Genomic DNA, 19,763 nt, shown 5'->3' with positions numbered 1-19,763 from the left:
AGTGATAGCATCAGGCGCCAGAGGCGCGACTCAGGGTGGCGCGGGCCAGTGCCAGGCCGGCCAGCACCGCAGTCTCGCCGTCCAGGTGTCGGCTGGTGTGGCCCAGGGTCTCGAGGGCCAGGGCGTAGCGTGTGCAGAGCAGGTCGTTGCCGATCAGCGTGATGCACGCCTCGTGTTCCAGCTCATCGGCCATGCCGGCCAGCTCCAGGCCGATGGTAAGCCCCGAGAGGCGCGCGGCCAGTTGGGCACCGCGGGCGCTTCCCTGGGGCAGGGGGGCGTCGAGCAGGTCGGCGGCGCGCAGGCCGAAGAGCCGGGCGCTGAAGGTCTGGGGAGCCGAGTTGATCTCAGCCACCGCGGTGACGAACGCCTGGCGACAGCCGGGATCGTTCAGGTCATCTTCGCCGGGTGAGTGGCCAAGCGAATGGCGCAGCACCGACTGCTGGGCCAGTAGTCCGTATAGCTCGCCGGTCAGGCAGGTGGTAAAGCGGGTTACGCTGCCGGCCTCGAGCCGGGCCCACTTGGCGTGGGTGCCGGGCAGACAGGCGAGCCCGGAGACCCTCGGCGTCGCTTGGCACAGCCCGGCCAACTGGGTCTCCTCTCCGCGCATCACGTCGAAGGCCTCACCGCTCTGGCTGAGCCCCGGTAGCAGCCGAATCTTGAGACGCGGGTCGCTGACCGCTGGCGCCACGGCGCCACGTGCCAGGTCATCCAGGCGCGCTGGCAGCGGCAGGTAGGCGGCCTCTCGCCAGCCCTGGCGGGCGCCGGCCATGCCGCAGATCAGCACCTCTAGCGTGCCGCTCGCGGGCAGCCAGCCGCCGATCACCCGCAGCAGCTCGGCCTCGTAGTCATCCGCCGTCAGTGACAGCATGCCGCGTCCACTGCGGCCCCGCGCCAGCACCTCGCCTTGCGCGTCCAGAGCCCAGGCGCGCAGATTGCTGGAGCCCCAGTCGACTGCCACCCAGGCGAGCTGGGTGGCAGTAGTGTCGTGCGGATCTGCGCTCATCTCTTTCTCCCGGTGACCTGGCCTTACCACTCGGCGATAGAGCCGTCTTCATGGGTCCACACCGGGTTGCGCCAGCGGTGGCCCACCTTGGCGCGCTCCTCGACGAAGGCCTCGTCGATCTCCACGCCGAGGCCGGGCCCTTGGGGAATCGCGCAGAAGCCGTCGTCGATGGCCAGCACCGATTTGTCGACCAGGTAGTCGAGGACATCGTTGTCGCGGTTGTAGTGGATGCCCATGCTCTGCTCCTGGATAAAGGCGTTATGCGACACCGCATCCAGTTGCAGCGAGGCGGCCAGGGTCAACGGGCCGAGGGGGCAGTGGGGCGCCAGGGCCACATCGTAGGCCGAGGCCAGCGCGGCGATCTTCAGCCCCTCGCTGATGCCGCCGCAGTGGGAGAGGTCGGGCTGGATGATGTCGATCATGCCTTCGGCCAGCAGGTCGCGGAACTGGAAGCGGGTGTGCAGCCGCTCGCCGGTGGCCAGCGGATAGCCGAGCCCGCCGGCGATCTGCTTGAGGCACGGCAGATGCTCCGGAGCCACCGGCTCCTCCACGAACATCGGATGGAAGGGTTCCAGCTCGCGCAGCAGCGCCTTGGCCATGGGACGGTGCACGCGGCCGTGGAAGTCGATGGCGATGCCCACCGCCGGCCCCACCGCCTGGCGCGCCTCGGCGACCCGGGCCACCGCCTCGTCGATCTTGTGGTGGCTGTCGACGATTGCCAGCTCCGGGGTGCCGTTCATCTTGAAGGCGGTAAAGCCCTGCTCGACCAGCGCCTTGGCGCCGGCGCCCACGTCGCTGGGTCGGTCGCCGCCGGTCCAGGCATACATGCGCATCTTGTCGCGGACCGCGCCGCCCAGCAGCTGGTGGACCGGCACGCCGAGATCGCGCCCCTTGAGGTCCCACAGCGCCTGGTCGATGCCGGCGATGGCGCTCATCAGGATTGGGCCGCCGCGGTAGAAGCCGGCGCGGTAGAGCATGTTCCAGAGGTGCTCGATACGGTGCGGATCCTGGCCGACCAGATAGTCGGCCAGCTCGTGAACGGCGGCCTCCACGGTGGCCGCGCGGCCCTCGACGACCGGCTCACCCCAGCCATAGCAGCCCTCGTCGGTCTCGATCTTGAGGAACAGCCAGCGCGGAGGCACCTGCCAGGTCTTGAGTCGGGTGATCTTCATGATGGATTCCTCAGTGAGCGTCGGCTGTCTCGGCGACGATGCCCAGGTCGATGGCGGTGCGCCGCAGTACCTCGCAGGCGGCGTGTTCGGCGCCCTCGGCGTCGCGGCGGCGGATCGCCTCAAGCACTCTGCCATGGCGGCTCAGGCTGTCGTCGAGGCTATCGTGCTCCTCACGGACGTGGGCCTGGGAGCTGTGGATCAGGGCGATGATGGAGGGGCGCAGCAGATGCCCCATCTGGCGCCACACCAGATTGTGGCTGGCGCGGTAGATGGCGTCGTGGAAGGCCACGTCATACTCGGCGTGCAGGCCCTGGGTGTCGGGATCGCCTGCGGTGCGGGTCATGCCTTCGAAGGCGGCCTCCAGGCGCTGGAGATCGTCGGCTTCAGCGGCCGTAGCGGCCAGGCGCGCCAGCGTCGGCTCGGCGGAGTAGCGAAAGGCGAAGATTTCGCGCACCAGCGTCGGGTCCAGGCTGTCGATGCCGGTCATCCAGTCGCTGATCAGCGGATCCAGCAGATGCCACTCGGCGACCGGCCGAACCACCGTGCCGCGACCGGCGGTGCGTTCGATCAGGCCAGTGGCCGTGAGGCTGGTCAGCGCGTTGCGCACCTGATTGCGGCTCACCGCAAAGTGGGCGCAGAGGTCCAGCTCCTTGGGGAAGGGGTCACCGGGCTGCCAGCGGCCGGCGAGCAGAGCCCGCGCCAGCCGCCGCGCCAGCGCGTCGGCGCCACCGCCGTGGGGGGCAAGTCCATCCAGCGTCATGGACGTCTCCTGAACGTATCAATAACGATAGCCTATTAAATGTCTGACATTTTGGCAATCGTCTATTAAGTCCAGGCGCCCGATTGGCCGGCGAGTCTGCCTTCTGGCTTAGTTGTCGTCGCTGCCGAAGGCCTTGAGGCCGCCCTGGATATTGACCACCTGGGTGTAGCCCATGCGCTGCAGGGTGTCGGCGGCCAAGGCGCCGCGGTTGCCGCCGGCGCAGTGGCAGACGATGGGCGCCTGCTTGTCCGGGGCTGCCTCGGCAATGCGCATCTCCAGCGTGCCGCGGCTGATATTGACCGCCTCATCGATATGGCCCTGCTCGAACTCCTCCTTGTCGCGAACGTCCAGCACCATGGCGCCGTCGCGGATCAGCTGCTTGGCCTCGGCGGGTGAGACTTCCTTGATGCGCCCCTTGGCCTCATTGGCCAGGCGCAGAAAATCCTCGGAATGATTGGCCATGGCGTGACTCCTCTGTTCGAGATGGGGCTTGCCCCGCACCAGCGGGCTTGCTAAAACGGAAACCGATATCGATTTTCGTTAGTTGTCATCGGCGAGTCTACAACATGGAACATCATGACCTGCTATCGGGGTTGGTGCGGCTGCACGTGCTGCACCACGCCGCCGAGCACGACATCTACGGCCAGTGGATGATCGACGAGCTGGCGCGCCACGGCTACCGGCTCAGTCCCGGCACCCTCTATCCCATGCTGCACGCCATGGAGCGCAAGGGGTATCTGCGCTCACGCCAGGAGCAGCAGGGCAGCACGCGGCGCAAGCTGTACCGCGCCACGCCCCTGGGCCTCGAAGGCCTGGCGGTGGCCAAGCGCCAGCTCAAGGAGTTTACCGCCGAGGCGGAGCATAGCGAGAGTACTGAACACGCGGCACCACCACACAAAAAGGAGTCAGGAGAATGACGGCAGTGACCTATCCGGCGGGACGCATCAAGGAGGTCTTTCAGGCCTTCCTGATGCTGGGCCTGACCTCCTTCGGTGGGCCGATTGCTCACCTGGGCTACTTTCGCACCGAGTTCGTGGCACGCCGCAAGTGGCTCTCGGAGAAGGATTACGCCGACCTGGTGGCGCTCTGCCAGTTTCTGCCTGGGCCAGCGAGTAGTCAGGTCGGCTTCGCGCTGGGCCTGATGCGCGCTGGTCCCTGGGGGGCGGCGATGGCGTGGCTGGCCTTCACCCTGCCGTCGGCCATCGTGCTGGTGCTGTTCGCGTTTGGGGCGGCGGTGATGGAGGGGCCGGTGGGCAGCGGCATCATCCACGGCCTCAAGGTCGCGGCGGTGGCCATCGTCGCCCACGCGGTATGGGGCATGGCACGCAACCTTTGCCCGGACCGCCAGCGTGCGGCTATCGGCCTGGCTGCAGTGCTGATCGTGGTGATGGTCAGCGGCCCGCTGGGGCAGGTGGCGGCGATCGTTGCCGGGGGGCTGGCCGGGCTGGTGATGTGTCGCGCCGCGGTGGAGAAGGCGGTCAGCGAGGTGCACTTCCCGGTCACCCGGCGCGCCGGCGGCATCGCGCTGGCGGTCTTTGCACTGCTGCTGGTGGGCTTGCCGCTGCTGGCGTGGGCCACGCCGTCACAGACCCTGGCACTGATCGACGCCTTCTACCGCGCCGGTGCGCTGGTGTTCGGTGGCGGTCATGTGGTGCTGCCGCTGCTCGAGGCCGAGGTGGTGCAGTCCGGCTGGGTCACGCCGGACGAGTTCCTGGCCGGCTATGGGGCGGCCCAGGCGGTTCCAGGGCCACTGTTCACCTTCGCCGCCTACCTCGGTACGGTACTCGAGCCGCTGCCTAACGGCCTGATTGGCGCGGCCCTGGCGCTGGTGGCGATCTTCGTCCCGGGCATGCTGCTGCTGGTGGCGGTGCTGCCGTTCTGGAACCGCTTCCGCCAGTGGGCCAGCGCTCAGTCGCTGATGCGCGGCGCCAATGCCGCCGTGGTGGGCATTCTCGGTGCCGCGCTCTACCAGCCGGTGTGGACCAGCGCGATCATCGGCTCTCATGAGTTCGCCCTGGCGCTGACCGGCTTCCTGCTGCTGACGATCTGGAAGCTGCCGGCCTGGGCAGCGGTGGCGGTAATGGCGCTGGGCGGCGTGCTGATCAGCCTGCTGGGCGGCCTGCCAGCGACCCCATGAGATTAGAGGTTGGTGAAAGCGGTACGGTGGAATGCGGCGGCGGCCTCGACCTCGGCGACGCCAAATTCGCCGGGCGGCGGCGGTATGGCGCCGGCCAGCACCTCGAGCACGGCCTTGACTCCGTGGGAGAGTGAGATCAGGTTGTAGCCGCCCTCGAGCACGAACACCAACCGGCCGTCGCAGTGCCGCTCGGCGAGCAGCTTGAGGCGGTGAGTCATGGCCGCAAAGCCGCCGTAGGAGACATTCAGCGCCAGATCGTGGGCGTGGGGGTCGAAGCCTGCCGACACCAGAATCAGGTCGGGTTTGAACCACTCGGCGGCCGGTTCGAGGATGCTGTCGAAGGCCAGCAGATAGGCGGCGTCGCCGGCATTGGCCGGCATCGGGATATTCACCGTGGTGCCCTCGCCAAGCCCCACCCCGACCTCCTCCAGGCTGCCCGAGCCGGGATAGAAGGGCGCGGCACGGTGCAGGTCGATGAACAGCACGTCGGGGTCGGCCCAGAAGATGTCCTGGGTGCCGTTACCGTGGTGGGCATCCCAGTCGACGATCATGATGCGCTGGCAGCCGAGCTCGGCCTGGGCGTGGGCGGCGGCCACCGCCACATTGTTGAACAGGCAGAAGCCACGTGCGCGCACCGGCTCGGCGTGGTGTCCGGGGGGGCGGACCAGGGCGAAGGCGCTGGCACTGCGTCCGGAGACCACCGCCTCAACGGCGGCAATGGCGGTGCCGGCGGCCACCTCGGCGGCCTCGACGCTGCCCGGTGAGACGGCGGTGGTATCCACGTCCAGCCAGGCGTACTGGCCGCGCAGTTTGAAGACCTGCTCGAGGTAGGACGAGGTATGTACCCGGCCCAGCTGTTCGTGGGTGGCGGCCGTGCCCTCGGCATAGGCCACGCCGTCGATGGGGGTCAGCGCCAGAAACTGCTGGATAGCGGTCAGCCTGCCCGGGTGCTCCGGATACTTCCAGGGCACCCCGAGCCCCGACAGCAGCTGGCGAATGCGGGTATCCATACGGCCGGGCAGAAAGGCGGCATCGGGGCTGGGTTCGTGGGCCAGCATGCGCTGGTCATAGAACACCGTAACGGGGGCGACATCGGTCATTGGGCGGGCTCTGGATCGCGGTCGATGGCTATGAGCATGGTCCTATGACTGCCAGCTTGCCATCTTTGTCGTTATTCCGTGTCGCCAATATGAACGACCGTCACCCGAAGGTGGCGGTCGTTGAAGCACTTGGTCGGACACCGATGTGATCAGGCGCGGGCCTTGGTGGGTTTGGGCTTGGCAGGCTTGTCACGCCGCTCGGCGAGTTGCTCGACCTTGCGCTGTTTCTCGTAGAGAAAACGCAGTACTTCCTGTCGGTAGCGGTTGTAGGCCGGATCGTCGGCCAGGGTGATGCGATTGCGCGGCCGCGGCAGATCGATGTCGAGGACTTCACCGATGCGTGCCGAGGGGCCGTTGGTCAGCATCACGATACGGTCGGAGAGCAGCACCGCCTCGTCGACGTCGTGGGTGATCATGATCACTGTGTTGCCGAGCTCGTCCTGGATACGCATCACCTCCTCCTGGAGGTGGGCGCGGGTCAGAGCGTCGAGTGCGCCGAAGGGCTCATCGAGCAGCAGTACCTTGGGCTCCATGGAGAGCGCCCGGGCGATACCGACGCGCTGCTTCATGCCGCCGGAGATCTCTGCCGGGCGCTTGTCCAGGGCGTGGCTCATGCCCACCATCTCCAGATTCTTGAGAATCCAGTCGTGACGCTCGGCTTTGGTCTTGGTGCGCGCGCAGGTCTTGTTGACCGCCAGTGCGACGTTCTCATATACGGTCAACCACGGCAGCAGCGAGTGGTTCTGAAACACCACGCTGCGATCGGGGCCTGGGGAATTGACCTCCTTGCCGTCGAGAATCACCGCGCCGGAGGTGGAGTCGGTCAACCCGGCGATGATATTTAGCAGGGTCGACTTGCCGCAGCCGGAGTGGCCGATGATCGAGATGTACTCGCCGCGGGCGACGCTCAGGTTGATGCCCTTGAGGACATCGCTCGCCCCGCCCTTGGAGTGAAAGGTCATATCGACCTGTTCGATGCTGAGATAGCGATTGGTCATGGGGAGTCTCCGTTAGCCTTTGGCGGTGCCGCGGGTCACGCGATTGCCGATGTAAGCGACCATGCGATCGAGGAAGAAGCCGACGATGCCGACATACACCAGCGCCAGTACGATGTCGCTGATCATCGAGGCGTTCCAGGCGTCCCAGATAAAGAAGCCGATGCCCACGCCGCCGATCAGCATCTCGGCGGCGACGATGGCCAGCCACGAGAGACCCACGCCGATACGTAGCCCGGAGAAGATATAGGGGGCGGCGGCCGGCAGCATGATGCGGGTGAAATACTCCGCGCCGTTGAGGCGCAGCACCCGCGCCACGTTGCGGTAATCCTCGGGGATATTACGTACCCCGACCGAGGTGTTGATGATGATCGGCCAGATCGCCGTGATGAAGATCACGAAGATCGCCGAGGGGGTGCTGTCCTGAAAGCCGGCCAGCGAGATCGGCAGCCAGGCCAGCGGCGGCACGGTGCGCAGCACCTGGAAGACCGGATCGAGCCCGCGCATGGCCCAGGTGGACTGGCCGACCAGTACGCCCAGGCTGATGCCGGCCACCACCGCCAGCAGATAGCCGTAGGCGACCCGCTCGAGGCTGGCGAGGATCTGCCAGCCCATGCCCTTGTCGTTGCCACCGTAGTCGTAGAAGGGATTGACGATCAGCTCCCAGGTGTCGGTGATTACCTGGGAAGGGGGCGGCAGTGCCGCGCCTGGCGCCGAGCAGAGGATCTCCCAGATCGCCCCGAGCACGGCGAGGATGATCACCGGCGGCAGGACATTGTGGATCAGGGTGTCGCGAACCTTTTGCAGATTGGCGGACCAGCCGCCCAGTAGCGGACGACTAGGACTATCAGCGCTGGATGAAACGCTCATGGCGATTCTCCCGTGTCAGTGTGTCAGTGGTTTGCCAGGACGTCTGATTCAGGCCAGGCGCTTGATCTCGAGGCTGTCGAGATAGGCCTGGGGATCCTCGGGGTCGAACGTCTTGCCGTCGAAAAAGGTTTCGACGCCGCGGGATGTCGAGTCGGGAATATCGGCCGAGGCCACGCCGAGACGGTCGGCAGCCTGGCGCCATAGGTCCTCGCGATTGACCTGCTCGATCAAGGCTGCGCTGTCGAGATCCTGCGGCAGGTAGCCCCAGCGCTTGTTCTCGGTCAAGAACCACAGATCATGACTCTTGTAAGGGTAAGAAGCGTGGCGATCCCAGTAGCGCATCATCTGCGGGTGGTTCTCGATGACTCGCCCGGTCCCGTAGTCGAAGTTTCCTTGAATACGGTCGATAAGGTCGTCGAAAGGCGCGTGAATCCAGCGTCGACGCGAGCAGATCTGTGCCATCTCTTCATGGTTGGCCGGGTCTTCACACCACATCTGGGCTTCCATGATTGCCATCAATAGCGCCTGGGTAGCGTTGGGATTCTCTTCCACATAATCACTGCGCATGGCGAAGGCTTTTTCCGGATGGTCATTCCACAGTTCGCCGGTGGTATTGGCGGTATAACCGATCCCCTGGTTGACCAGCTGATGGTTCCACGGCTCGCAGACGCAGAAGGTATCCATGCTGCCAACGCGCATATTGGCGACCATCTGTGCGGGGGGAATGGTGATGGTCGAGACATCGCGATTGGGGTCGATGCCGCCGGCGGCCATCCAGTAGCGAATCCACATGTCGTGGGTGCCGCCAGGGAAGGTCATCGCAGCGCTCGCCTCGTCGCCACCGGCACGCTTCTCGGCTAGTGCCTGGCCAAATTCACGGGTGTCTAGCTGCACCTCCAGGTCGGCATAGTCACTGCCTACCGAGATGCATTGGCCGTTGAGGTTGAGGCGCGCGAGGATGCTCATCGGCACCGGCTGGTTATTGGGGGTGACGGCACCGGAGCTGATCAGATAGGGCATCGGCGTGAGGATATGTGCCCCATCGATGCCGTTGCGCTGCGAGCCGAGCACCAGGTTGTCGCGGGTGGTACCCCAGGAAGACTGCTTGAGTACCTCGACATCGGTCATGCCGTGCTTGGCGAAGAACCCCTTTTCGTCGGCGACAAACAGCGGGGCGGCATCGGTCAGGGCAATGAAGCCAAGCTTGGCTGCAGTGGTTTCCGGTTTGCCGTCGGCAAAGGCCCAACTGACGGGCAGGCTGCTGAGCAGTGCCGAGCCACCAACCAAGGTGGCGGAGTTCTTCAGAAAGCGACGACGCTGAGGGGAGTAGCCCTTGAATCTATTGTTGTTCATGCGATGGCTCCAAACAAAAAGAAACGGCGCCTGACTCGAGCTACACCCACGTTGGGTGACTCTTATCAGACGCCGTTGTCCGGTATTGAGAACTGCCTAGGAGCTGAACCGTCGTTGACTCAGCGTACGCTAGAACGTTGCAGGTTGGGTGCCATCGTTACATGAAATCGTCTTGATCCATTCGTTAACAAGGACTTGCGAAAGGTGGGCGGTGTGAGCCGATGCCTGGTATGGCGTTGTCTTGGTGCGTGGCCATGATGCGGCGCACCACAGCCGCCCTTATGCCTGGCGCTTTTTCAGGATATCGGCCAGGTCGATGATGGTTTTCGCCATCTCGGCCATGCTCTTGCTCTGGTCCATGGAGGCCTTGCGCAGGAAACGGTAGGCCTGGTCTTCGCTCATGTGTTGATGTTCCATGATCATGCCCTTGGCGCGCTCGATCAGCTTGCGTTCGCGCAGCATTTCACGGGTGTTTTCCAGCTCATCACTGATATGTTGCAGTCGCGTATTCTGGGACTGCATCAGGTCGATCAGGGCGCGATTGAGCCGCGACTCGACGGCAGTGGCAGTCAGCTGACCGAGTTCATGAGTGGCCTCCTGTGGAAACAGATCGACCAGCTGCTCACAGGTCGAGCACTGCTCGATGGCATCGTGCAGCGAGGCGTCCAACTGCTGCTGGTCGTGCATGTCGCTGCGCGCCTGCTCGATCTTGCGGTGGCAGAGCTGGGAGAGTTCGGCCGCCAGTTGCGCCTCGACCTGCTGCATGGCGTCGATACGCGCGGTAGTGAGCTCGTACCAGGTTTCGCCAAGGCCGTGATCCAGCTGCTGGCTCGCGTTATCGGTGCAGGCCCGCTCGCGGAGTTGCTGGATGCCATCCTGGCGGCGCGGAGCGCGCTGCTGTTGCCAGTGCTCGCGGGCAGCGTCGCTGGCAAACTCGCTGAAGGTATCGAAACAGCGCTGCTGGGCGTCGATCAGTTGCAGCAGAAGCTGGCGATGGGCGCTGTCGAACTCACCGGCGGTGAAGCCGATGGCGCCACAGGCGCGTTCCTGGCCGGCCAGCTCCTTGCCCTGCATGAAATGAAAGATCGCCACCAGCGAGCGTGTCACATCGGGATCGTCTGCGGTGTCAGCGGCATCGAAGACCACTGCCAGCAGGCCGCCGATCAGCCGATTATAGGTCTGGGTGGCGGCATCGGCGCTGATCGCCAGCGACTCGATGTCCCGGCGCAGAGTGGGAAGGGCGTCGAGGGCGGCCCACACGCAGGCAATCCGCTTGAGCAGGCGTGCATTGTTCGCGGCGTGATGCGGCAGGTCATCGAGGCGGTCGCGAATGGCATGCTCACGTTTGAGGCTGTCGGTGATGCGTTCCAGGCGGCGCCCACCAAAGCGCTGGGCATGGGAGGTGAGATAGATGTTCGAGGCGCCGCGCTCTTTCTGCAGTGCATGGACGAAGCGGCTGATATCGCCGACCAGTTCGCAGGTGGCGGCGAGCCGCTGAAGGTTGTCGATTTCACTGCGTTTGGCGGCCTGCAACAGGTGGTGAGCTGGGGTCATGGCCGAGGCCTCCTGAAAGAATACGCTGGAATACAATGCCTAGCGTTACGCAAGCCGCCGCCCTCATGGGCGGCGGCTTGCTGTCAGAACGAGCTCGGTGCCAGTGGCAAACCGTGCTCAACGCAGCGAGAGTGCCCCGGCACCGGTGCTCTCTCCCACGGCATCCTGATAGGCGGCCGCTTCTTCGGCTTCGGTCTCCGGAGAGAAGCGCACCAGCAGGGCACAGGAGGCCAGCACCAGCACGGTGAGGCCGAGGTAGAACAGCCCCTGCTGATAAGTGATGGCTTCCGAGCGGAACAGGAAGGCCGCGGCCACGGCCCCGACGTTGCCGCCGGCGCCGACGATGCCAGCAACGGCGCCCAGCGCCCTCTTGTTGATGAACGGCACCACACCGTAGGTGGCGCCTTCGGCCATCTGCACGAACAGGCTGAACACCAGCATGATGCCGATGGCATAGGAGAGGACATGCATCTGCGAGAAGGCCACCAGGGCGATGCCTTCGCAGATCAGGGCGATGAACAGCCAGCGCACGCGGCCCTTGAGACCGCCGTTGCGTGCGAAGAGATCGGAGAAGATACCCCCCATGGTGCGGGCGAAAACGTTCATCAGACCGAACAGCCCGGCGATAAGGCCGGCGGTGGCCAGGGTCAGATCGAAGTGATCGAAGAAGTAGATGGCAGCGATGTTATTGATGGTCAACTCGACGCCGAAACAGATGGCATAGACCACGAACAGTGCCCAGACACGGATATCCTTGGCGGCTGCCATGAAAGTCTGCCCGGCGCCGCTGTCACCGTCTGCCTGGGGCAGCTCACCGCGGGCGCGCAGATCCTTGAAGTTGCCGTTGGGCGCATCCTGGGTAAAGCGGTAGTAGCAGATGCCGGTAATGAACAGCACCACGCCGGGCACGACCATGGCCAGGCGCCAGCCGAGGGTCTCGCTGACGCCGAGCATCAGAATGCCTGAGAAGATTAGCGGCATCAGGATCTGAGTCGTGCCACCGCCCAGGTTGCCCCAGCCCGCCGAGGTGGCGTTGGCGGTGCCGACCACATTGGGGGCGAACATCATGGTGGTGTGGTACTGGGTAATGACGAAGGAGGCGCCGATGGCACCGATCGCCAGACGGGCCAGCAGGAAGGTCTCGAAGCTGTTGGCGAAACCGATACCCATCACCGGAATCGAGCCGAGGATCAGCAGCCCTGAGTAGGCCTTGCGTGGGCCGATGCGGTCGCACAGCACGCCGATCAGCAGGCGCACGATCACGGTGATCGCCACCGAGGCGATGATGGTGTTGCCGATCTGGGTCTGGGTAAGGTTGAGGTCCTCGCGGACCACGGCCATTAGCGGCGCTATGCCGAACCAGCCAAAGAAACAGATATGGAAGGCGAACCAGGAGAAGTGAAAGGCTCGCATCTGAGGAGTGCTGAAGTTCAACAGGCGAATCTTGTTGGCCTTGTTGCGAATTTCCATGGGACTAACCTCGTCAAGTGACGGTCGAACTCACGATCAGGGCCTTCGCCGTTGAAGGTCAGGTCGACGCACTCGTACTCGGTTTGAGCCTGGTCTACGCCAATATCTGTCTTTTGATAAGCAAACATCTTGCCAAAAAAAAGATATTGTTTTTAAACAATGCCTTATGTTTGCTTTGCCAATGGCGGTAGAGGCGCCGCATGGTACATGGTGGTGCAGTGCACCCCCGGCTTTGCCATGCTGGAGTGCATCATGGTTCAAGGACGCTGAGCGCCGGCAGTCTGCTCTGGGGGGTAGCGTCGAGCCGCGAGTGGCATAGAAAATGGTACCCTGAAACGACCACCATGCCGGCCGCCAAGCGGGCCGTGGCATGCGTCAAGCGCGCGTCGGATGCAAGGAGTCTGGATGGCCAAGAAGAAGGGCGATATTCGTCGCCGCAATGTCGAAAAGATCCTGCTCGCCGCCGAGCAGGTCTTTGCCGAGAAGGGCTATGCGGGTGCTGCCATGGGAGATATCGCTCAATTGGCCGATCTACCCAAGTCGAATGTGCACTACTATTTCGCCACCAAGGAGGAGCTCTACCGCGAGGTACTGCTGGGGCTCCTCGAGGTATGGAAACAGGATGCGCTGTGCTTCGAGCTCTACGATGACCCACGCATCGTGCTGTCGAGCTATATCCGCGCCAAGATGCAGCACTCGCGCAACCGGGCCTACGGCTCCAAGGTGTGGGCGGCCGAGGTGATGCAGGGGGCACCGATACTTCAGGAACGCCTGCGCGATAACCTCTATGAATGGGCCAAGCTCAAGGAAGCCAAGATTCGAGAATGGATCGAGGCCGGCAAGATCCTGCCGGTGGAGCCATCGCACCTGCTTTACATGATCTGGGCCTCGACCCAGCACTATGCCGATTTCGATCACCAGATAGCGCTGCTCAACGACGACCGCCCGCTCGACGATATCCAGTTCGAGCGGGCGGTACAGTCGGTGACCTCGGTGATTCTGCGCGGAATCGGTCTGTCGGCCTAGGCCTCCCGCGTTTAGCTCAGGGCTGCAGGGCGGCGACCACCTCTTCGACCTGCAGGCGCAGGCTCTGCAGTCCACCGCCCGAGAGATACCAGAGCGCTGGTGACAGTATTTCGATGCGAATCCCTTCGGCGCCGGCCGCGGCGAGTGTCTCCTGGGCAGCGTCGATGTTGATAGCGTCATCGCCGATAGCGGCACTGCGGTCGATGATCAGCAGCACCTCGGGGGCGATCTCGGCAATGGCGTCGGTCGGCAACGGGGTGAAGACCCGGTTGCCGCGTGTCTCGCTGGTGACGCTAGCGGGCAGGGTCGGTGCTGCCACGTCGAGTACCTGATGCACCACCGGGTGCCGGTTGAGCGTGAAGTTGCCCTGATTGTGGGTGACCACCAGGCTACTGGGCGCCTCGGCCAGTGCTTGGCGGCGTTGATCGATATGCGCATGCAGCGCCGTCAGTGCCTGCTCGGCCGCCTCGCTGGCGTTCAAGCGTTCGGCAAGGGCCAGAACGTTGCGGTCGAACGAGGCCAGGTAGTCATCGCCCGCCAGGCGGGTATCCATGACCGTCGCAATGCCTTCGAGCTCATCGCGCCACTCGCCCTGACGACCGGTGATCAGGATCAGTCCGGGGGCGAGCTCACTCAGTGTGGCGAGGTCCGGGGAGCGTAAGCCGCCGATATCGACATAGGCGGTGTCGTCGAAGTGTGCGAGGTAGCGGGGCAGGTTCTGCTGGGGCACGCCGACGACATGTTCACTGAGGCCGAGCGCGTCGAGGCTGTCCAGGCTGCCCAGATCGAAGCTGGCAATGCCGACAGGCTCGGCGGCGGCAAGAGCGCCGCTGAGCGACAACGCCAGGGTGGTGGCGAAGAGGCGGGAGAGTGACATATAGGCTCCTGGGTCATGAGAAAAATTATCGTATAAGATATCTTCTCATTTTCTCAGGATGCCGTCTGGATGTCGCTATGCGGGGAGGGAACATGGCGTTGCAGAAGTTCGACCGCGCTGCGCGGCGGCAGCGCGGTCGCTTGGTGGGGCGGGCGCTCAACTGGCCTGACGGAAGGGGTTGCGGGGGTCCTGGTCCCAGCTCATATAGGGCTTACCCGTCTCCTGCGGCACCATGGTGATGCAGTCCTGGACCGGGCAGGTGATCTGGCACAGGTTGCAGCCCACGCACTCCTCTTCGATCACTTCATAGCGCCGCCCGCCGCCGGCATCGATCAGCTTGGCGATCGACTGGTGAGAGGTGTCCTCGCAAGCGATGTAGCAGCGCCCGCACTCGATGCACATGTCCTGATCGATGTGCGCAATGGTCTTGAAGTTCATGTCGAGATGCTTCCAGTCGGTGGTATTGGCCACCGCCTTGCCGCTGAAGTCCCGCAGTGACCGGTAGCCCTGCTCGGCCATCCACCGCGACAGGCCATCCTTCATCTCCTCGACGATGCGAAAGCCGTGCAGCATGGCGGCGGTGCACACCTGCACGCTGCCGGCGCCGAGGGCCACGAACTCTGCCGCATCGCGCCAGTCCGAGATACCGCCGATACCCGAGATCGGCAGGTCGCGGGTGGTGGTGTCGCGGGCGATCTCGGCGACCATGTTTAGGGCGATGGGCTTGACTGCGCTACCGCAGTAGCCGCCGTGGGTGCTCTGCTGGCCCACCGTGGGCTTGGCCACCATGCTGTCGAGATCGATGCTGGTGATCGAGTTGATGGTGTTGATCAGCGACACTGCATCGGCCCCGCCGCGCAGGGCGGCCTGGGCGGCGACACGGATATCGGTGATATTGGGTGTCAGCTTGACGATCACCGGCTTGAAGTAATACTGCTTGCACCAGCGCGCGACCTGCTCGATCAGCTCCGGATTCTGGCCCACCGCCGCGCCCATGCCGCGCTCCGGCATGCCGTGGGGGCAGCCCAGATTGAGCTCTATGCCATCGGCGCCGGTCGCCTCGACCAGCGGCAGGATGTGCTGCCAGGCCGCCTCCTCGCAGGGCACCATGATCGAGACGATCAGGGCACGATCCGGCCAGTCGCGCTTTACCCGGGTAATTTCTGCCAGGTTTACTTCCAGCGAACGGTCGGTGATAAGTTCGATATTGTTGAACCCCAGCACCTCGCGGTTCTTGCCGAAGTGCGCCGAGTAGCGCGACGAGACATTGACCGCGGGTGGGTCCTCACCGAGGGTCTTCCAGACCACGCCGCCCCAGCCTGCTCGATAGGCGCGCTCGACGTTATAGGCCTTGTCGGTGGGCGGGGCCGAGGCGAGCCAGAAGGGGTTGGGCGAGGTAATACCGGCGAAGTCGATCGACAAGTCGACGCCGTTGACGAGGCTATCAGTAAAGGTGTTCATGCGGCCTCCTGCTTGGCCAAGAGATCCTGGTGGATGGCGTGGGCAGCCAGCTTGCCGTGCTGCACGGCCTGGACGGTGAGGTCCTGGCCGGGGGCCACGCAGTCGCCGCCGGCATAGACCCGCGGCAGCGAGGTGCGAAAGGCCTCGTCGACGCGGATACGCTCGCCGTCACGAGCCAGTTCGCTGGCCGTGGCATCGCTGAGACTGTCGCCATCGAAGCCCTGGCCGATGGCCTTGAAGATGGCGTCGGCGGCGAGCTCAAAGCGCTCGCCGGTATCGGCCAGGCGTCCCCCGTCGTCATGCGTTCTCGCGAAGCGCATGCCGGTCACGCGCCCTGCGGCATCCAGCAGTACCTCTTCCGGGCGCGCCCAGGTCAGCAGTCGCACCCCGTTGGCCTTGGCGATCTCCTGCTCATGCTCGGTGGCCGACATGGCGCCGATGCCGCGCCGGTAGACCAGGGTCACCTCCTCGGCGCCTAGCCGGGCCATCTGGGTGGCCATGTCGATGGCGGTGTTGCCGGCGCCGATTACCACGCAGCGCCGGGCCAGGGGAAGCCGGGTCAGGTCCTCGGCCTGGCGCAGGGTCTTGATATAGTCCACCGCCGGCGCCAGGCCCGGTGCGTCCTCACCGGTCAACCCGAGTTGGCGGCTAGCCCCCAGGCCGAGACCCAGGAACACGCTGTCATAGTCGGCATGCAGCTGCCCGAGGCTGAGCGCATCGCCGAGCCGCTGGCCATAGCGGATCTCGATGCCGCCGATCTCGAGCAGGAACTCCACCTCCTTGCGGGCGAAGTCATCGGTCATCTTGTAGCGGGCGATGCCGTATTCGTTGAGGCCGCCGGGCTTGGCCTCGGCCTCGAAGACCGTCACGCGATGGCCCAGCATCGCCAGGCGATGGGCGCAGGCCAACCCTGCCGGGCCGGCACCGACCACCGCCACGTGGCGGCCGCTATCGGCGGCACGCTGGAACGGATGTCCGTCGAAGCGCGCATGGTCGGTGGCATGGCGCTGCAGCAGACCGATCAGCACCGGCTGACATTCGCTTTCATGATTACGTACGCAGCTCTGCTCGCAGAGGATCTCGGTGGGGCAGACCCGGGCGCAGCTGCCACCCAGGATGTTCTGCTCGAGGATGGTATGCGCGGCGCCATTGATGTTGCGTTCGCTGATCTGGCGAATAAAGCGTGGGATATCGATATCCGAGGGGCAGGCCTCGATACAGGGCGCGTCGTAGCAGTATAGGCAGCGCTGGCTCTCGAGCATTGCCTGGCGCGCATTGAGCGGCGGGTGCAGGTCGCCGAAGTTGTCGGCCAGGTCGCGCGCGTCCAGCGCGCCGGCCTCGCCGACCCGGGGCAGGTGGGTCAGATCATTCATCACGGTAGTGCCTCTTTGTTATTGGACGGCTGGGCGCCTCGTAGGCCGGGGCGCTGGCGGGGCCTGGTGGGCCCCGACGCCGAGGGTCAGTCGCGCGCGACGGCCTTGGGGGCGTGCAGTTCGGCGCGTCTCTCGAGCAGTTCAAAAACGCCGGGATAAGCGGGGCGCTCGAGGTAGCGGCCGGCGCCTCGCTCGGCATGAAGATCGCCGTCGCGCCACACCCACTTGCCCTGGCTGACGGTGTGGCGGGGGATGCCGCGAACCGTCTTGCCCTCGAAGATATTGAAGTCGACGTTCTGGTGGTGAGTCTTGGCCGAGATGGTGCGAGTGCCTTGGGGGTCCCACACCACCAGGTCGGCATCGGCGCCCACTTGCACGGCGCCCTTGCGCGGATAGAGGTTGAAGATCCGTGCGGTATTGGTGGAGGTCAGCGCGACGAATTCCTGCATCGACAGCTTGCCGCTGTTGACGCCCTCGTCCCAGAGTACCGCCATGCGATCCTCGACCCCGGCAGTGCCGTTGGGAATCTTGGTGAAGTCATCCTTGCCGGCGGCTTTCTGTTCGGCGCAGAAGCAGCAGTGGTCGGTGGCGGTGGTCTGCAGATTGCCGGATTGCAGGCCTTTCCAGAGGGCGTCCTGATGCCCCTTGGGCCGGAACGGTGGGCTCATCACGTGGGCCGCGGCGCGTCCCCAATCGGTATCGAGATAGACGCTGTCGTCGAGCACCAGGTGGCCGGCCAGGCATTCGCCGTAGACCGGGTGGCCCTGCTGGCGCGCATAGGCGATCTCGTCGACGGCATCCTTGGTCGAGACGTGCACCAGGTAGATCGGCGCTCCCAGGGTGCTGGCAATGCGGATTGCCCGGCTGGCCGCTTCGCCCTCGACCTGAGGCGGTCGCGACAGCGGGTGTGCCTCGGGACCGGTAAAGCCTTCGGCAAGCAGCTTCTGCTGCATGTGGTAGACCAGCTCGCCGTTTTCAGCGTGCACGGTGGGCACCGCACCGAGCTCCAGGCAGCGTGAGAAGCTCTCCACCAGGATGTCATCGGTGGCCATGATGGCGCCCTTGTAGGCCATGAAGTGCTTGAAGCTGTTGACGCCGTGCTCGCGCACCAGGGTGCCCATCTCCTCTCGCACGCTGTCATCCCACCAGGTGATGGCGACGTGGAAGGCGAAATCGGTGGCGGCCTTTTCGGCCCAGCCCTGCCAGATCTCGAAGGCTTCGAGCAGCGATTGCCCCGGCTGGGGGATGACGAAGTCGATGATCGAGGTGGTACCCCCGGCCAGTGCTGCCGCGGTGCCGGTGTAGAAGTCCTCGCTGGCCACGGTGCCCATGAAGGGAAGCTGCATATGGGTGTGGGGGTCGATACCCCCAGGCATGACGTACATGCCGCCGGCATCGATGACCTCGCAGCCGGCGGGGGCTTCGAGATCGCTGCCGATCGCGTGAATGGTACCGCCCTCGCATAGCACGTCGGCGCGGTAGGTATCGCTGTCGGTGACCACGGTGCCACCTCGAATCAGTAAGCTCATGATGCGTCTCCTGGTGATCGGGGTCATTCGCCGTCGGTAAGGCGGGCGTAGGCGTCCGGTCGGCGGTCGCGGAAGAACTGCCAGTTGTTGCGCACCTCACGGACCATCTCGAGATCGATCTCATGGATCAGCAGTTCGTCCTCCTTGTCGCTGGCCTGGGCTTCGATCTGGCCGCGCGGATTGACGATGTAGGTCGAGCCGTAGAACTCGCCGATGTTCCAGGGTGCCTCGCTGCCGACGCGGTTGATGGCGGCGATAAAGCAGCCGTTGGCGGCGGCGGACGCGGGCTGTTCGAGTTCCCACAGGTACTGGGAGAGGCCGGCGACGGTGGCCGACGGGTTGAAGATCACCTCGGCACCGTTGAGCGCCAGGGCTCGCCAGCCCTCGGGGAAGTGGCGGTCATAGCAGATGTAGACGCCGATCTTGCCATAGGCGGTATCGAAGACCGGCCACTCCGACTTGCCGGGCTTGAAGAAGAACTTCTCCCAGAAGCCGGCCACCTGGGGGATATGGGTCTTGTGATATTTACCGAGGTAGCTGCCGTCGGCGTCGAAGACCGCCGCGGTGTTGTAGTAGATTCCCGTCACCGTCTCCTCGTAGACCGGCACGATCATCACCATGCGATGCTTGGCAGCGAGCTTTTGCATCATCTGGCAGGTAGGCCCTTCGGGCACGCGCTCGGCGGCGGCATACCACTTGGGGTCCTGGCTGGGGCAGAAATAGGGCTGGTTGAAGACTTCCTGGAAGCACAGCACCTGTACACCTGCATCCGCCGCCTGCTGGATCAACGGCAGATGGGCTTCGTTCATGGCATCGCGAATAGCCTCCGGTGCCAGGTCGGTACTGGTCTTGAGAGCCATCTGGATCAGACCGATCTTCATCTTCTGCATGGTGTCTACCCATCTTGTGTTTGTTGTCAGGATCACTTCCCTGCCCATATTGGCATGGGGTGATCCGGTAAGTTTCTATCTTTCTAAAAAGCTGACTCATGTGTCAGCTTTTTAAAGCTAGTCGCCATCGACAGATCCATGCAAGCACTTTTTGTCAGACCTGCGGGCTTGCATGTAAGTGATTGTATTAAAA

General features: G+C 64.4%; 18 protein-coding genes. 3 read left to right on the top strand and 15 right to left on the bottom strand.

Annotated features, from left to right (window positions below; genetic code table 11):
• Positions 1 to 10: 10 nt before the first annotated feature.
• The 4 genes from IEI94_RS13425 to IEI94_RS13410 form a co-directional block, all read right to left on the bottom strand.
• Positions 11 to 1,003, bottom strand: coding sequence for a 2-dehydro-3-deoxygalactonokinase (locus tag IEI94_RS13425; protein WP_191167813.1), 993 nt, complete (start codon positions 1,001 to 1,003; stop codon positions 11 to 13).
• Positions 1,004 to 1,026: 23 nt separating this feature from the next.
• On the bottom strand, positions 1,027 to 2,175 hold the full coding sequence (gene dgoD / locus IEI94_RS13420) for a galactonate dehydratase (protein ID WP_191167812.1): 1,149 nt from the start codon (positions 2,173 to 2,175) through the stop codon (positions 1,027 to 1,029).
• 10 nt (positions 2,176 to 2,185) lie between these two features.
• Entirely contained in the window at positions 2,186 to 2,935 is a 750-nt protein-coding gene (locus IEI94_RS13415) for a FadR/GntR family transcriptional regulator (protein ID WP_191167811.1), read from the bottom strand.
• Between the two features lie 108 nt (positions 2,936 to 3,043).
• Positions 3,044 to 3,397 carry a rhodanese-like domain-containing protein gene (locus IEI94_RS13410; protein WP_191167810.1) on the bottom strand — a complete coding sequence of 118 codons (354 nt, stop codon included), beginning with the start codon at positions 3,395 to 3,397 and terminating at the stop codon, positions 3,044 to 3,046.
• A 104-nt stretch (positions 3,398 to 3,501) separates the two neighbouring features.
• Here IEI94_RS13410 and IEI94_RS13405 point away from each other — a divergent pair, with 104 nt between their 5' ends.
• Positions 3,502 to 3,852: a PadR family transcriptional regulator gene (locus IEI94_RS13405; RefSeq protein ID WP_191167809.1), complete on the top strand. Its 351-nt coding sequence runs from the start codon at positions 3,502 to 3,504 to the stop codon at positions 3,850 to 3,852.
• On the top strand, positions 3,849 to 5,072 hold the full coding sequence (gene chrA, locus IEI94_RS13400; protein ID WP_191167808.1) for a chromate efflux transporter: 1,224 nt from the start codon (positions 3,849 to 3,851) through the stop codon (positions 5,070 to 5,072). The genes IEI94_RS13405 and chrA overlap by 4 nt, the downstream gene beginning before the upstream one ends.
• A 2-nt stretch (positions 5,073 to 5,074) precedes the next feature.
• Here chrA and IEI94_RS13395 read toward each other — a convergent pair whose 3' ends face one another.
• From IEI94_RS13395 to IEI94_RS13370, 6 genes are all read right to left on the bottom strand, one after another.
• A complete protein-coding gene (locus IEI94_RS13395; RefSeq protein ID WP_191167807.1) occupies positions 5,075 to 6,172 on the bottom strand; it encodes a histone deacetylase in 1,098 nt (365 codons plus the stop codon).
• A 149-nt stretch (positions 6,173 to 6,321) separates the two neighbouring features.
• Positions 6,322 to 7,170 carry an ABC transporter ATP-binding protein gene (locus tag IEI94_RS13390; RefSeq protein WP_191167806.1) on the bottom strand — a complete coding sequence of 283 codons (849 nt, stop codon included), beginning with the start codon at positions 7,168 to 7,170 and terminating at the stop codon, positions 6,322 to 6,324.
• Between the two features lie 12 nt (positions 7,171 to 7,182).
• Positions 7,183 to 8,037 (bottom strand): nitrate ABC transporter permease, encoded by an 855-nt coding sequence (ntrB, locus tag IEI94_RS13385; protein ID WP_191167805.1) that lies wholly within the window; start codon positions 8,035 to 8,037, stop codon positions 7,183 to 7,185.
• Between the two features lie 48 nt (positions 8,038 to 8,085).
• Positions 8,086 to 9,390 carry a CmpA/NrtA family ABC transporter substrate-binding protein gene (locus IEI94_RS13380; protein WP_191167804.1) on the bottom strand — a complete coding sequence of 435 codons (1,305 nt, stop codon included), beginning with the start codon at positions 9,388 to 9,390 and terminating at the stop codon, positions 8,086 to 8,088.
• Positions 9,391 to 9,669: 279 nt separating this feature from the next.
• A complete protein-coding gene (locus IEI94_RS13375; protein ID WP_191167803.1) occupies positions 9,670 to 10,944 on the bottom strand; it encodes a nitrate- and nitrite sensing domain-containing protein in 1,275 nt (424 codons plus the stop codon).
• Positions 10,945 to 11,061: 117 nt separating this feature from the next.
• The gene (locus IEI94_RS13370) at positions 11,062 to 12,414 is read right to left on the bottom strand and encodes a NarK family nitrate/nitrite MFS transporter (RefSeq protein ID WP_191167802.1); all 1,353 of its coding nucleotides are present in this window, start codon (positions 12,412 to 12,414) and stop codon (positions 11,062 to 11,064) included.
• A 405-nt stretch (positions 12,415 to 12,819) separates the two neighbouring features.
• Here IEI94_RS13370 and IEI94_RS13365 point away from each other — a divergent pair, with 405 nt between their 5' ends.
• Positions 12,820 to 13,440: a TetR/AcrR family transcriptional regulator gene (locus tag IEI94_RS13365; protein WP_191167801.1), complete on the top strand. Its 621-nt coding sequence runs from the start codon at positions 12,820 to 12,822 to the stop codon at positions 13,438 to 13,440.
• A gap of 16 nt (positions 13,441 to 13,456) precedes the next feature.
• Here the strand turns inward: IEI94_RS13365 and IEI94_RS13360 are convergent, their stop codons facing one another.
• The 5 genes from IEI94_RS13360 to IEI94_RS13340 all read right to left on the bottom strand — a co-directional run bounded on the left by IEI94_RS13360 (position 13,457) and on the right by IEI94_RS13340 (position 19,570).
• Positions 13,457 to 14,317, bottom strand: a complete 861-nt coding sequence (locus IEI94_RS13360; protein ID WP_191167800.1) for an ABC transporter substrate-binding protein — start codon at positions 14,315 to 14,317, stop codon at positions 13,457 to 13,459.
• Between the two features lie 156 nt (positions 14,318 to 14,473).
• Positions 14,474 to 15,778, bottom strand: coding sequence for an NAD-dependent dihydropyrimidine dehydrogenase subunit PreA (gene preA, locus IEI94_RS13355; RefSeq protein ID WP_191167799.1), 1,305 nt, complete (start codon positions 15,776 to 15,778; stop codon positions 14,474 to 14,476).
• Positions 15,775 to 17,151 carry an NAD(P)-dependent oxidoreductase gene (locus IEI94_RS13350; RefSeq protein ID WP_191167798.1) on the bottom strand — a complete coding sequence of 459 codons (1,377 nt, stop codon included), beginning with the start codon at positions 17,149 to 17,151 and terminating at the stop codon, positions 15,775 to 15,777. Before IEI94_RS13350 ends, preA begins: the two co-directional genes overlap by 4 nt.
• A gap of 86 nt (positions 17,152 to 17,237) precedes the next feature.
• Positions 17,238 to 18,680 (bottom strand): dihydropyrimidinase, encoded by a 1,443-nt coding sequence (gene hydA, locus IEI94_RS13345; protein WP_191167797.1) that lies wholly within the window; start codon positions 18,678 to 18,680, stop codon positions 17,238 to 17,240.
• A gap of 23 nt (positions 18,681 to 18,703) precedes the next feature.
• Positions 18,704 to 19,570 carry a nitrilase-related carbon-nitrogen hydrolase gene (locus IEI94_RS13340; protein ID WP_191167796.1) on the bottom strand — a complete coding sequence of 289 codons (867 nt, stop codon included), beginning with the start codon at positions 19,568 to 19,570 and terminating at the stop codon, positions 18,704 to 18,706.
• Positions 19,571 to 19,763: the final 193 nt, after the last annotated feature.

The sequence above is a fragment of the Halomonas sp. ML-15 genome (assembly GCF_014779595.1).
In the GTDB taxonomy this organism is placed as follows: domain Bacteria; phylum Pseudomonadota; class Gammaproteobacteria; order Pseudomonadales; family Halomonadaceae; genus Franzmannia.
The sequence above is the reverse complement of the archived record's forward strand: the minus strand, read 5'-3'. Positions and strand labels throughout refer to the sequence as shown.

Coding starts and splice junctions, on each gene's coding strand:
- IEI94_RS13395 (WP_191167807.1), bottom strand. CDS start 6,172: ATGACCGATGTCGCCCCCGTTACGGTGTTCTATGACCAGCGCATGCTG.
- IEI94_RS13375 (WP_191167803.1), bottom strand. CDS start 10,944: ATGACCCCAGCTCACCACCTGTTGCAGGCCGCCAAACGCAGTGAAATC.
- IEI94_RS13340 (WP_191167796.1), bottom strand. CDS start 19,570: ATGCAGAAGATGAAGATCGGTCTGATCCAGATGGCTCTCAAGACCAGT.
- IEI94_RS13365 (WP_191167801.1), top strand. CDS start 12,820: ATGGCCAAGAAGAAGGGCGATATTCGTCGCCGCAATGTCGAAAAGATC.
- preA (WP_191167799.1), bottom strand. CDS start 15,778: ATGAACACCTTTACTGATAGCCTCGTCAACGGCGTCGACTTGTCGATC.
- IEI94_RS13415 (WP_191167811.1), bottom strand. CDS start 2,935: ATGACGCTGGATGGACTTGCCCCCCACGGCGGTGGCGCCGACGCGCTG.
- IEI94_RS13405 (WP_191167809.1), top strand. CDS start 3,502: ATGGAACATCATGACCTGCTATCGGGGTTGGTGCGGCTGCACGTGCTG.
- dgoD (WP_191167812.1), bottom strand. CDS start 2,175: ATGAAGATCACCCGACTCAAGACCTGGCAGGTGCCTCCGCGCTGGCTG.
- IEI94_RS13350 (WP_191167798.1), bottom strand. CDS start 17,151: ATGAATGATCTGACCCACCTGCCCCGGGTCGGCGAGGCCGGCGCGCTG.
- IEI94_RS13370 (WP_191167802.1), bottom strand. CDS start 12,414: ATGGAAATTCGCAACAAGGCCAACAAGATTCGCCTGTTGAACTTCAGC.
- IEI94_RS13380 (WP_191167804.1), bottom strand. CDS start 9,390: ATGAACAACAATAGATTCAAGGGCTACTCCCCTCAGCGTCGTCGCTTT.
- IEI94_RS13425 (WP_191167813.1), bottom strand. CDS start 1,003: ATGAGCGCAGATCCGCACGACACTACTGCCACCCAGCTCGCCTGGGTG.
- ntrB (WP_191167805.1), bottom strand. CDS start 8,037: ATGAGCGTTTCATCCAGCGCTGATAGTCCTAGTCGTCCGCTACTGGGC.
- IEI94_RS13390 (WP_191167806.1), bottom strand. CDS start 7,170: ATGACCAATCGCTATCTCAGCATCGAACAGGTCGATATGACCTTTCAC.
- hydA (WP_191167797.1), bottom strand. CDS start 18,680: ATGAGCTTACTGATTCGAGGTGGCACCGTGGTCACCGACAGCGATACC.
- IEI94_RS13360 (WP_191167800.1), bottom strand. CDS start 14,317: ATGTCACTCTCCCGCCTCTTCGCCACCACCCTGGCGTTGTCGCTCAGC.
- IEI94_RS13410 (WP_191167810.1), bottom strand. CDS start 3,397: ATGGCCAATCATTCCGAGGATTTTCTGCGCCTGGCCAATGAGGCCAAG.
- chrA (WP_191167808.1), top strand. CDS start 3,849: ATGACGGCAGTGACCTATCCGGCGGGACGCATCAAGGAGGTCTTTCAG.